Origin of the sequence: Ulvibacterium sp., from assembly GCF_028285715.1 — a bacterium.
Classification (GTDB): Bacteria; Bacteroidota; Bacteroidia; order Flavobacteriales; family Flavobacteriaceae; genus Ulvibacterium.
In genome coordinates, this window is record NZ_JANQOO010000017.1 from 585,726 (window position 1) to 598,198 (window position 12,473).

At 41.9% G+C, this 12,473-nt stretch carries 14 protein-coding genes; all 14 read right to left on the reverse strand.

Annotated features, from left to right (window positions below; translation table 11 throughout):
* Positions 1–4: 4 nt before the first annotated feature.
* On the reverse strand, positions 5–1,267 hold the full coding sequence (locus Q0993_RS09615; RefSeq protein WP_299532271.1) for an ABC transporter permease: 1,263 nt from the start codon (positions 1,265–1,267) through the stop codon (positions 5–7).
* 1 nt (position 1,268) lies between these two features.
* Entirely contained in the window at positions 1,269–2,498 is a 1,230-nt protein-coding gene (locus tag Q0993_RS09620; RefSeq protein WP_299532273.1) for an ABC transporter permease, read from the reverse strand.
* Positions 2,491–3,192: an ABC transporter ATP-binding protein gene (locus Q0993_RS09625; RefSeq protein ID WP_299532274.1), complete on the reverse strand. Its 702-nt coding sequence runs from the start codon at positions 3,190–3,192 to the stop codon at positions 2,491–2,493. The genes Q0993_RS09620 and Q0993_RS09625 overlap by 8 nt, the downstream gene beginning before the upstream one ends.
* Positions 3,193–3,297: 105 nt before the next feature.
* The gene (locus Q0993_RS09630; RefSeq protein ID WP_299532275.1) at positions 3,298–4,410 is read right to left on the reverse strand and encodes an efflux RND transporter periplasmic adaptor subunit; all 1,113 of its coding nucleotides are present in this window, start codon (positions 4,408–4,410) and stop codon (positions 3,298–3,300) included.
* Positions 4,411–4,456: 46 nt separating this feature from the next.
* Positions 4,457–5,716, reverse strand: a complete 1,260-nt coding sequence (locus Q0993_RS09635; RefSeq protein ID WP_299532276.1) for an ABC transporter permease — start codon at positions 5,714–5,716, stop codon at positions 4,457–4,459.
* Between the two features lie 62 nt (positions 5,717–5,778).
* Positions 5,779–7,023 carry an ABC transporter permease gene (locus Q0993_RS09640; RefSeq protein ID WP_299532277.1) on the reverse strand — a complete coding sequence of 415 codons (1,245 nt, stop codon included), beginning with the start codon at positions 7,021–7,023 and terminating at the stop codon, positions 5,779–5,781.
* A 116-nt stretch (positions 7,024–7,139) separates the two neighbouring features.
* Positions 7,140–7,400 carry a hypothetical protein gene (locus Q0993_RS09645; RefSeq protein ID WP_299532278.1) on the reverse strand — a complete coding sequence of 87 codons (261 nt, stop codon included), beginning with the start codon at positions 7,398–7,400 and terminating at the stop codon, positions 7,140–7,142.
* A 42-nt stretch (positions 7,401–7,442) separates the two neighbouring features.
* Positions 7,443–7,973: a DUF420 domain-containing protein gene (locus Q0993_RS09650; protein WP_299532279.1), complete on the reverse strand. Its 531-nt coding sequence runs from the start codon at positions 7,971–7,973 to the stop codon at positions 7,443–7,445.
* Positions 7,974–8,684 carry an SCO family protein gene (locus tag Q0993_RS09655; RefSeq protein ID WP_299532280.1) on the reverse strand — a complete coding sequence of 237 codons (711 nt, stop codon included), beginning with the start codon at positions 8,682–8,684 and terminating at the stop codon, positions 7,974–7,976.
* Positions 8,684–9,316, reverse strand: coding sequence for a hypothetical protein (locus Q0993_RS09660; RefSeq protein ID WP_299532282.1), 633 nt, complete (start codon positions 9,314–9,316; stop codon positions 8,684–8,686). The genes Q0993_RS09655 and Q0993_RS09660 overlap by 1 nt, the downstream gene beginning before the upstream one ends.
* Before the next feature lie 71 nt (positions 9,317–9,387).
* Positions 9,388–9,771, reverse strand: a complete 384-nt coding sequence (locus tag Q0993_RS09665) for a cytochrome C oxidase subunit IV family protein (protein WP_299532285.1) — start codon at positions 9,769–9,771, stop codon at positions 9,388–9,390.
* Positions 9,772–9,839: 68 nt separating this feature from the next.
* Entirely contained in the window at positions 9,840–10,814 is a 975-nt protein-coding gene (locus tag Q0993_RS09670; RefSeq protein ID WP_299532287.1) for a cytochrome c oxidase subunit 3, read from the reverse strand.
* Between the two features lie 94 nt (positions 10,815–10,908).
* Entirely contained in the window at positions 10,909–11,439 is a 531-nt protein-coding gene (locus Q0993_RS09675) for a cytochrome c oxidase subunit 3 (protein ID WP_299532838.1), read from the reverse strand.
* Between the two features lie 125 nt (positions 11,440–11,564).
* A complete protein-coding gene (cyoE, locus tag Q0993_RS09680; RefSeq protein ID WP_299532288.1) occupies positions 11,565–12,467 on the reverse strand; it encodes a heme o synthase in 903 nt (300 codons plus the stop codon).
* Between the last annotated feature and the right edge of the window lie 6 nt (positions 12,468–12,473).

A 12,473-nucleotide genomic window follows, 5' to 3' on the forward strand; every position in this document is an offset into this window, starting at 1 on the left:
CTTTCTATTCCTCCCTCAGCGCATCTATAGGCTTTATGCTTACGGCCCGCTGGGCAGGTATTAAACCGATCAATGTGCCCAATATGACCATTATGGCCAAAGCTCCCAATACATAAGGGATGGGAACCGTCGGGTTGGTATAGGGAAAATCTATATTCTGGGTAAAACCATTGATTAGGCTTAGTGTAGCTGCTCCCAAGATAATGCCCATGATTCCGGCTATCATGGTCAAAAAAACGGACTCCAAAATAATCTGTGACCTCACTTCTTGGGGAGTCGCCCCCAAGGCTCTTCGTACGCCAAGTTCCTTGGTACGTTCCTTAACTGAAATCAATAGGATGTTACCTATGCCGATAACACCTGCCAAGATGGTGGCTATGCCAACAATTAGGGACAAAAAGGTAATCCCCTTGGAAAAGCCGATAATCCGGTTAAAAGCCTCTCCCAGATTAAATGACCCAAATGCCCTTTCATCATCCGGGTGGACCCTATGGATATTCCGTAAAAGTGCCTTGATGTTTTCTTCTACCTTTACCACATCCACATCATCATGGGCCGCTATGGAAAACCATCCTACATTATCCCCAGTGTTGTATAATTTTCTGTACGTGGTAAAGGGAATAAAAATATCCCCATCCCCACCAAAACCACCACTGGGATCAAATTTATGGACGCCAATGACCTGAAAATAAACATCGTCGATTTTGATGTAGCCACCAATGGGATCCTCATCTTTTTCGAACAATTCCTGTTGGGTACGTTCGCCGATCACGGCAACTTTTCTCGCTTGATCAATATCCTCATCATTTACAAAACGGCCACCATCGTATATTTTTTTTGGAGCTATTTTTGTAAATACTGGAAAATCCCCAAATACCGGATAACTACCGGATTTATTACCTCGACCTATACTGGCGGGGGATGACCCAAAAAAACCTTTGACATTTCTGGGGGCAATATATTGGAGTTCGGGAATCCTGTTTTCCATCATCGCGGCATCTTCCAGCTTTAATTGTAATTGCCTGCCCGTTTTAAATCCGTCATGGGGTATACTTGTGCTTTGCGCCCAAACGAACATGCTATTTCTCGCAATACTTTCGAACATACTTTCAAAACCATTGTCCATTCCCTTGGCCGCACCGGAAAGGGCTATATAGATAAAAATACCCCACAACACACCTATTACGGTAATAACGGTACGTACCTTGTTTTTGCTTATAGAACCAAAAATCTCCTGCCAAGTATTTCTATCGAATAAAAATCTCATATCAATCGTCCCTTAATGCTACAATGGGTTTGATACTTGCCGCCCGTCTTGCCGGTACATAACCGGCAACGGCCCCAAAAATTATCAGGACTATGGTTGCGATGACGGCCATGGTCAAATCTATATAGGGATTGGTAATGAAAAAGTCCTTTAGTTTTTCCCCAAATGAACTCAACACAGCTATCCCGATCAACATGCCTATAAACCCGGAAATGGTGGTAATGAAGACGGACTCCAACAAAATGGTCCCAATAACGGCTTTGGGGGTTGCACCAAGCGCTTTTCGAATACCCAGTTCCTTGGTCCGTTCCTTGACTACAAAAACCATGATGTTGCTGATTCCTATGATACCTGCTATAATGGTCCCGAAGGCAACAAATCCCACAATAATTTGGAGTACACGGGCAAATTGCTGGTTCTGCTTTAATTGATCGGCCACATTGCGAATAAAAATCCCGTTTTGATCTTTTGGGTTTATAAACTTCTTTTCCCGAATAAAACTGTTAAGACTACGTTCAAATGCCATTGCCCCCGCATACCCTATTTCTGGCTTAAACCCTACGATTATTTGGTCTATCTCATCCGTATTTTTTTCAATAAGCTGCCTTGTTGTATAGGGCATATAAATGATGCGTTCCTCATTATCCCCACCATCGTCCTGGAAAACGCCGACTACCTTGAACGCGCTCCCCCTAATATCTATATATTTTCCAATCGAGTTTTTTGCCCCAAACAAATCCCTTTCAACAAGACGACCAATAACCGCGTACTTGGTCTTATCCGCTATATCATTTTTGTTCAAAAACCTCCCTTTCATCATAATGGTCTTCTCGGCATATTGATGGGAAGAAGCTACTGCCTGGGTGGTGTAACTATTGGATTCCTCCTTATACTTCACCGTGTCCTGTCTGGAAATTCTTGGGGTGGTATAGTCCAGGAAAAGGGCAAAATTCTTTTCTATGTCCGCAAGGTCACTATTATCAAATTCAATTTGCCTATTGGATTTGTATCCCTTGTAGGGCATGGTTGTCCTCCCGCGAAAAACATAGAAAACATTAGTGGCATCATCCGCGAAAAACTCGTTGAAGGTATTGATCAGCCCATTACCAAAACCAAAAAGGATAACAAAAATGAGAATCCCCAAAGCAACCGTAAAGCCGGACAGAAAAGTCCTCAGCTTATTCTTTTGGATCGTTTCAAAGATCTCTTTCCAATTGTCCCTACTAAACATATTCCGAAGCTCTTACCTGCTTTACCTTTTCGTCCTTTACGATAATACCATCCTTTAAATGTACAATCCGCTTACACATATGTGCGATATCCTCTTCGTGTGTGACCACGAGAATAGTATTTCCTTGATCGTTTATTTTCTGAATAAGATCCATAACCTCATAGGATGTTGTACTATCCAAAGCTCCTGTAGGCTCATCGGCCAAAAGTACTTTGGGTTCGGCCGCCATGGCCCTGGCAATGGCCACGCGCTGTTTTTGACCCCCCGAAAGCTCATTGGGCAAGTGGGTGGCCCATTCCTTTAACCCTACTTGACCCAAGTATTTCAATGCCTTTTCCTGTCGTTCCTTCCTACCCATCTTTTGGTAATATAGGGGAAGGGCCACATTTTCCATGGCGTTTTTATAGTTGATCAAGTTGAAGGACTGGAACACAAAACCTAAAAATTTGTTTCGGTATTTTGCTGCCTTGGTTTCGTTTAAGTCTTTTATAGGTACCCCATCCAAGGTATATTCCCCGGAATTTGCCTCGTCCAACATGCCCAAGATATTGAGAAGTGTAGATTTTCCCGATCCAGAAGAACCCATAATCGCTACAAGTTCACCTTCTTTTACCGAGAAATTAATTCCCTTTAAGACGTGCAGGGAATTGCTCCCCATTTTATACGATTTATGAAGATCCTTGATTTCAATCATGGTGGTTATATTAGTGATTTTTGGGTGGAAAGTTCTTCACCGGTAATGAGACTGGCAAATTGTTAAAATGTTACAAGAGAGGTTCAAAATATTATGTTAAAAAAACTAGTTTACGCCCTCGTCAGGCTCCACTTTGTTCCAAACCTTGATTTTATCATTTTCAGCGACGCCGGACTTGACCTCAACAAAAATTCCATCACTTATTCCGAGTTCAATATCCTTGCGTTCAAATTTTTGGTCCCCATTTTCAATCTCTACAAAAGGCTTTTTGGTCTCATCGTCAAATTGTACCAGAGCCTCCTTAATGGCCAATACACTGTCTGCGCGGCCTAGAATTATTGATGCATTGGCACTTAGTCCAGCTCTAATAAATACGGTATCCTGTTTTTTTAGCGTACCCTTGATTTCAAACTGGATAGCGCCATTCTCCTCATTGCCTTTTGGCGCAATGTAATCCAGCACGGCATCAAAAACAGTATTTTCAATGGCACCAACGGTTATTTCCAAAGGAAGGTCCTCCTTGATCTTACCGACCTCGGACTCGTCTACCTTTCCTTCAAATATCATTTTTTCCACGTCCGCCACAGCGGCTATGGTAGTTCCCTCGTTAAAATTGTTACTTTCTATGACCTGATTCCCCACTTCCACGGGAACCTCCAGGACCATACCACTTACCGTGGACCGAATTTGGGTATTCGCCACATTTCCATACCCTCTTGAAGTACCGGTTTTAATGATATCGTAATCCTTATTGGCCGCAGCATAGGACTGTTTTGCTTGATCGTGGGCCACCTCGGCCCTTTCCAAATCCACCTTGGAAATTACCCCCTTATCAAAAAGGCTCTTTTGGCGGGCAAGGTTTCGAATTTGGTCGTCCAGGGCAATCTTGGCCGCGTCTATGGCATTTCTTGCATTATTCAAGGCGTTTAGGTTGGGAACCACCTTAATCCGCGCCAGGAGATCTCCTGACTTCACATAATCTCCCCCCTCTACAAAAATCTCCTCGATAACCCCGGAAATATTAGGCTTTATCAATACCTCCTCCAAAGGAAGGATGCTTCCCGTGGCAACGGCCTTTTTAATAATATTCTGCTTGGAAGGCTCTGCTGTTTCATAAATTATGGGGTCCTCGGCATTTTTTTGATATAAGTAATACATGGATCCCCCAAATGTTACGACTATAAGCAGTAAGATGATTATGGTAACCGACTTTTTCATTTCCTGTCTCGTTTTGGTTTTATGATTTGATTGATGTTTCTATTTATTATTCTGTTCTTAACGCATCTATAGGTCTCACCTTAATGGCACTCTGTGCCGGGATGAAGCCTGCCAGAAGACCGGAGATAATCAATATGACCAGAGCGCCGACCACTACGCCAAGGCTCACGCTGGGATTAAGGAACATATCCACAGGGCCATTGGCATCCAATAGCGCGTTGACCCCATAAATAAACAAGGCGCCAAAGCTAATTCCAGCCATCCCGGAAATGAGGGTAAGAAAAATGGACTCCATCAATATTTGTTTCTTGATGGACCATGGATCTTCTCCTAGGGCCCTACGTATGCCAATTTCCTTGGTCCGTTCCTTGACGACGATCAACATGATGTTACTTACTCCTATTATACCGGATAGCAACACTAGGATTCCAACAAAATAGGCGATGAATCCCATGGCCCCAAAAAGGCTTTCTACCCTATTGTATTGCTCATAAAGATCAAAATAGCCAATGGCCCTATCGTCCTCCGGATGTACTTTGCGTTTCTCCTTTACCGTTTTTATAATACTTTCCTTTAAATTGGAAATGGAGTGACCGTCTTGTGCGGTTATGGCCATCCATCCTACATCATTACCACGATTAAAGGCCTGGGAAAAGGTGGTGAAGGGTACAAATATCTCCTTTTGGGCCTCTTCGCCATCCCCATCGTTGCTATTTTTCTTGTATGTGCCTACTACCATGAAATTTACACCCTGAATTTTAATATAGGTCCCAAGCACTTTCTCATCCTTATCGTATAAATCGTTCTTTACCCCGCTACCAATAATGGCAATCTTTCGTTTCTCACTAATATCGTTCTGATTTAGAAATCGACCAGACGTTACGGTCATGGGGTCCTGGTTTATAATCTCCGGATAATCGCCGTACACATTATAAGCCCCAGTTTTAAGTCCTCGTACCACATTGCTCCCCCCTCTAAAACCACTCAATCGGTTCCTGGGCGAAATGAACCTAAGATGGGGAATATTGTCCCTGAGGGTCTGTACGTCGTCTAACTTAAATTCAAAACTTCTTCCTTTTGGTAGGCCTTGATACGATTTAGTGGTACTACGGGTCCACATGAACATGGTATTTGTGGCAATATCCCCAAAATCTGCCTTTATCCCATTTTCGAGACCCTTACCTGCTGCTAAAAGAATAATCAAAATAAGGATACCCCAGAATACACCAAACGCCGTTAGTACGGTCCTAAACCAATTGCTGGTGAGCACCTCCAAAATTTCTTTCCAACGATCTCTGTTAAACATGGTTCACTCTGTAAAATTCCAAAACTCAAAACCCAAAACCCAAGTTTGTGACTTATTCCGGTCTATTCATCCTTCAAAGCCTCAACTACCTGTACTTTGGCCGCGCGCCATGCAGGGAAAAAACCTGCAAAAGTCCCGGCAAAAATCAGTACAAAAACGGTGGCCAATGCCACATTGAAATTTACCGACGGGTTCATAATATAGTCCACCTCTATGTGGGGACCAACAATTTCCAATAAACCCATACTAAAAATTAGGCCGGTAAAACCTGAGATAGCGGTCACAAAGATAGATTCGTGAAGTATCATACCCACGATGGACCACGGTTTGGCCCCCAAAGCTTTCCGTATTCCTATTTCCCGAGTCCGCTCCTTCACCACAATAAGCATAATATTACTTACCCCTACCACGCCCGCTATAATAGTACAAATCCCTACGAACCAAAAGAAGAATTTGATATTTCCAGTTAAGCCGTAATACCGTTTCGCCTCCTCCATAGCGCTCCATACGTGAATGGCACTGGTATCGTCCGGAGCAACGGTATGGGCTTGTTGTAAGTAGGCCATTAAATCGTTCTTTAATTTTACGGAGCGCGCCGCGGCCTCATCAAAGTTTTCCATGGGCGGTACTGTATACGCAAGATTACTTACCCTGTCCGATCCGTTGAAAACTTTTTGCGCCGTAGTAATCGGAATGTAAATGACTTCTTCCTCTCGTTCGTTTTGCTCTCCAAAAAATCCAACAATCTTAAAAGGGATTCCGGAAATGTTCAAATACTCACCCAAGGGATTGTCTACATTTTTGAATACGTCCCTTTTGATCTTATTGCCGAGAACGGCAACCTTTGCGGTCCCAATTTCATCGCTATAATTGACAAAGCGACCTTCGGACATCTTGGCATTATCAATTTGTTGAAACTGATAGGATACCCCTTGAACACCATAACCTAGGACTTCTTCCTTGTAGTTTACCGTAACATCCTGAACGAATATACGGGGCGATTTATATTCTATATCCTCGCTGAAAAGGGAAACGCTGTTCTTATAATTCTCATTGCGAAATTGTATCCTTCTACCAGGGTTAAGCCCCTTGTACTCCTTAGCAGTAACCCCAGGCCATACCCAAACGCTTGTAGAAGCATCCTGTTGAAATTCATGGGCAACACCATTCTGCATTCCCTGTCCAAATCCCAATAAAATCACCAAGATAAATATGCCGGAAGCAACGGAAAGGCCGGTAAGGAACGTTCGCAATTTGTTTTTGCGAATGGTATCAAAAATTTCTTGCCATCTTTCGATATCAAACATTCGGTCGGTTTTTGATCGCTACGTGCAACATGTTTACTGCACTTTAATAAGACTTCCAGATCATGCCATTGTTACAGTACAGTTCTTAAAAATATGTTAAAACTAGACCGAAAAGCCTATCCCCTTATTTTCCGGTATACAAAGTAAAAAAGCACACCCACAAGGATGTAAGGTATGGCCATGAGATACACTATACCATTGTTTATTCCTTCAGCCGTACTTCTGTTCCCTTCACTTTCCAGAACGGCCCTGCACATGGCACATTGTGCCTCAACGGATGATGAAAACAAGAGAAGACACACCACGACCAAAATTAATCCCGTACGATTGCAGACCCTCCATGACATATTGCTTATCTGTATTTTCACTGTGTCCATCGCGTTGAAAACAAAATTAACCAAAATCGACTTTTTCTGTCACTATGCATAGTAAGGTGAAATCATAACATAAACAACAACCCCGGTAACCGCCACATATAGCCATATAGGAAAAGTAATCTTGGCCAGTTTCCGATGCGCCTTGAACTTACCAAGATATGCCCTTGCATAGGTCTTCAAAACCAATGGAATTATGACAATGGACAATATGATGTGTGTAAATAAGATAAAGTAATACACATACCTGATGTTTCCCTCTCCTCCAAAAGGTGTAGATTCCGAGGTCATATGATATGCGATGTACATCATCAAAAACAATACGGATAGTGCAATGCAGATGTTCATAACATTTTGATGCAATCTTTGCTTGCCTTGTTTAATGGCCCAAACCGCCAAAATTAACAAGAGGGCGGTTAATCCATTAACAGTTGCGTAGATAGGAGGCAAAAAGGTCAACGGTTCCACATTGGGCAATTTAACCCCAAACAAAATAGCGACCACAACAGGTACCAAAATGGATACAACCGTTATCAGTCTATTAAATCTTTTTTCCTTAAGTTCCACCGTCTCCATTTAGTCTTCTTTCAATAATTCCTTTATGTCCTCTTTGAGTATACTTATCTGTTCTTTTTCACCTGCGCTATTCATACCCTGTATTTCGGTTATGGCCCCCCTGTAATAAATTATCGGGTTGTTCGCAGCATCCCTTCTGGAACGGAAATATCCCTTTTTGTCGATGAGGGCGAACATTCCGGAATGCTCAAAACCTCCGGGAGCCTCCTCATCTTCATGGGCGACCAAATAGAATCCATTTTGAGCCAAACTGTAAATAGAGTCCTTGTTGCCTGTCAATAAGTGCCAATCCAAATCCGTAATCCCATGTTTCTCGGCATATTCCTTTAAAACCCGAGGGGTATCATAACGTGGATTGATGGTAAAGGAAACGATACCAAAGTTCTCGGAGTCCTTGAACTCGTTTTGAAGTTCCACCAAGTTATCTGTCATTACTGGACAGATAGTAGGGCAGGTCGTAAAAAAGAATTCAGCCACATATACCTTTCCCAAATAATCCTTGTCCGTGATCAAAAGGCTGTCCTGGTTAATAAAAGAAAATGAGGGCACCTTTCTTTTTTGGCCATTGACCTCTATGAAGGCCAATTTGCTCATCCTGTCATTTTTAACGATTTCCCCACTCCGTACACGATCTACAATTGTGGGCACAAAAATTATCCCAAAAATGAGGATTACAAAGGATACCCATATATAAGTGTGTTTCCGGCGCATTATTTATCCCTGTTGGAATTATTTTTCTTTAGGGCCATGCGATATTCCGCTAAGATTATTTTCACATCATCTTCCATCTTATTGTTTAAGTCAGCTACCGAAGTGGCGTCAAAACCATATTTTACGCCCTCTTCCTCGTCATTTGTCCGACCCCGTAAATTGCCCTCCTTATCTATTATAAAGACATAGGGGGTAGACAAGTTATCGTCTAGGGACAAATTGGTGCGCAAACCTTTGAAAAACGCTTGTATTTCATTTTCCTTGGCATACATAAAATTCCATTTTCCTACATCCGACAAACTACCTAATTCCTTTTTCAGTTCGGAAACCTTTTCCTCGGTTCCCTTGGGTACTACCATAAGAAATTGGAAATCCTTGAACTCATAAAATCGTTTGTATATTTTTTGATTAAGATTAAAGGCATTTCCCTTTTTAAACTCGATATCCTTTCCCAAAAAACCCAAAATGGTAATCTTTCCCTTTAAAGAAACATCACTATCGGAAGGTGGCAAATTCGATACGTTTTCAGTGAGCGTAGGCAGTTTTCCAAAATTGGTGACACCGGAGGCAAAAAACAGATATACTACTATAGGCAATACAAATAAAACAGTAAGTACAAATGTCTTTTTCATAGCTCTATTGACCTACACAAAAATAAAAAAAGACGGTGTGTAAACCGTCTTTCAAAATTGTTAATTCTACGTTAGAAATTCCATTTCACATAGCCGTCCTTAAAGACATTATAAATGTAGTCCGCCTCAAATAGAAGAATAAAAATCAGGTAGGCTACCAAAAAAATAGGCGTCCAAACTATGGCCCTTCGTAAAGAACTTTTCTCATCACGAAGGTGCATGAAATCCCAGGCGATATAATAGGCCTTTACCAAGGTAAGAATAATGAATATCCAGTTCAGAAGTTTCATTCCCAGAAAGTAATTGTCCGTTAAGGACGCAGGTTTTGTAATTCCCAGTGCCACTTCTATTGCCGTAACAATGGTTAAGAAGGCCAAAACACCCCATATTTTTTGGGTGTTGGATTTGAACTTCAAGAGTCCCCTAAAAATTTCAAGCTTATGTTCGTGTGCCATGTTTCAGTTTTGTCTTGTTTTTAACATAGTAGAACTTCCCTTGCTATATAAGGAAAATCCAAGGACTATTATACCAAATAGAAAAAAGTAAATACAAATACCCAGACCAAATCTACAAAGTGCCAATACAGACCTACTTTCTCTACCATTTCATAATGCCCCCGCCGTTCATAGGTTCCCAATATCACATTAAAGAATATGATAATATTGATCACTACCCCGGAGAATACGTGGAAGCCATGGAAACCTGTTATAAAGAAAAAGAAGTCGGCAAAAAGTCGGCTACCGTATTCGTTGTGGATAAGATTGGCCCCTTCCACTACCTGAACGGCATCATTAAGTTTGGTCAACGACTGCGCCCTGTCCAACACCACCTTTTCACCTTCCTCGTTTATGGTTTCTGTTCTAACCAATATATTGGAGTTGGCCTTGAATCCTTCTATTACCTCATTTACATTGTAGCTGGGCATATATCCCTCATCATAGTACCACACCCCGTTTTTTCTTTCGTGCTCCAGGCGCGCATCCGGAATGGCCTTGGCAAAATCCGCCAACGCCGCCCTCTCACCGGTATCGGCATTTACAAATTGTAGAATCCGCCCACCCTTGGTTTCCAGTGCGCCGAAATCGCCTTTAATGAAAGTGGCCCATTCCCATGCTTGGGAGCCCACAAATATGGCACCACCTATTATAGTAAGAAACAAATACCAGATTACGGAATTTTGCTTCATACGATGGCCTGCATCAACGGCAAGTACCATGGTTACCGAGGACATAATTAGGATAAAGGTCATAAAGGCCACATAGTACATGGGATAATTTCCATGAAAGAAGGGAACGTGTGTAAAAACCTCGTCCGCAATCGGCCATGTTTCTATGAACTTAAATCTTGAAAATCCGTAAGAGGCCAAAAAACCCGAAAAGGTCAAGGCATCGGATACCAGGAAGAACCACATCATTAATTTGCCGTAGCTGGCATTTAGGGGCCTGTTACCCCCTCCCCAAACGTTATCTTCCGAAGCCGTAGTAACCGTAGAATCCATAAAATCTTAAAGTCTGATTAGAATTGGCACAAATTTATAGTTTTCTTCTTTTAAACGAAAGCAGATTCCAACGAAAAGCCCCTATATTTTTTGATTAACGTACAAAAGTCATGAACAGTACAAGATATATCCACAATAAATCCAGAAAATGCCAAAATGTGGCCCCAAGGGAAAGTCCTAAAAACGCATCGGCGTTATATCTTCCTTTGATCTGATTGAACAAAACCACAAGCAAGGATATAATTCCGGCTATGACATGCACAATATGAACCGCTGCAATAAGAAATATATAGGACATTTTAATACTGCTGGTAGGTCCGGTAAAATAATAACCTTGGGCTATCATTTGGGAAAACCCATTAAATTGCAATACGATAAAAAGAACCCCCAAAGCTAAAGTAGTAACCAACCAAGAGGTACAGAGTTTGGGGTTTCCCAATTTTATTGCCCTTTTCGCCAAGATATAGGTAAGACTGCTTATTATGATAATCGCCGTGCTCCAATAGAAGGCAGGGGGAAGTTCCATATCTTGCGACCAATCCTCCCTGCTACTGCTTACGATATAAGCACTGGTCCATCCCGCAAAAGCCATCAAAAGGCTCACAATACCGAACCAAAGCATCATTTTTTTGGCCCGCGCATTTTTTTCTTCCTGTGTAGATTCGGCAAAATCCTTCAAATGTCCAGTACTATTTTATGTTTAATAACTACAAACAATCCTATTCACTATTCTGAAATCGGCTTGGAGCCTTATGTTATAAATTTGTCGATTACATATACCACTTGCATTAGCGTGATATAACTGACACTGGCCAACATCAATTTCCGTGCAGAGGCATTATCCCTTTTCTCATAAAGTCTAAAGGCGAAAAACAGCATTGCCAATCCCATGAGAAAAATAAGAATGGCCGCCGGAATGGAAAGGTGTAGCCTTCCCGTAATCCCAAATACCGGAATTACTGAAATAACTATCATCCATATGGTATACATTATAATTTGTAAGGCAGTACCGCCGTCTTTTTTTCCTGTTGGCAACATTTTAAATCCACCCTTTTTATAGTCTTCATCCAGCATCCATCCCAAAGCCCAAAAATGGGGAAATTGCCAAAAAAATTGTATCATAAAGAGTGTTCCCGGCTCTATTCCAAAATCGTTGGTGGCCGCTACCCATCCCAGCATAAAGGGTATGGCACCAGGAAATGCGCCAACAAATACGGATAACGGTGTTCTTGTCTTTAATGGCGTATATATGCTGGTGTATAAAAAAATGGATATCGCACCGAACATAGCCGTTTTCGGGTTTAGGATATAAAGGGTAACCACACCTAAAATGGTTAGGGAAACAGCAATGAACAACGCTTTGTTGACCGACATACGCCCTGAAGGGATAGGCCTATTCCGAGTCCTATTCATTAAGGCATCCAGGTCCTTTTCTATGATTTGATTGTATGCGTTTGAGGCACCTACCATACAATATCCACCAAAGGCCAGTAATAGTAAAGAAACAAAATTTATCTGCTCGGCACCCAAAAGATAACCGGCCAAGGAAGAAAAGACTACGCTTATGGCAAGTCTAACTTTAGTGATTTCTTTAAAATCAGCAAAAAACAGGGCCCATGGGGTGCTTTTTACCGTTCCGATGGCAGTCTTCATTCTCAA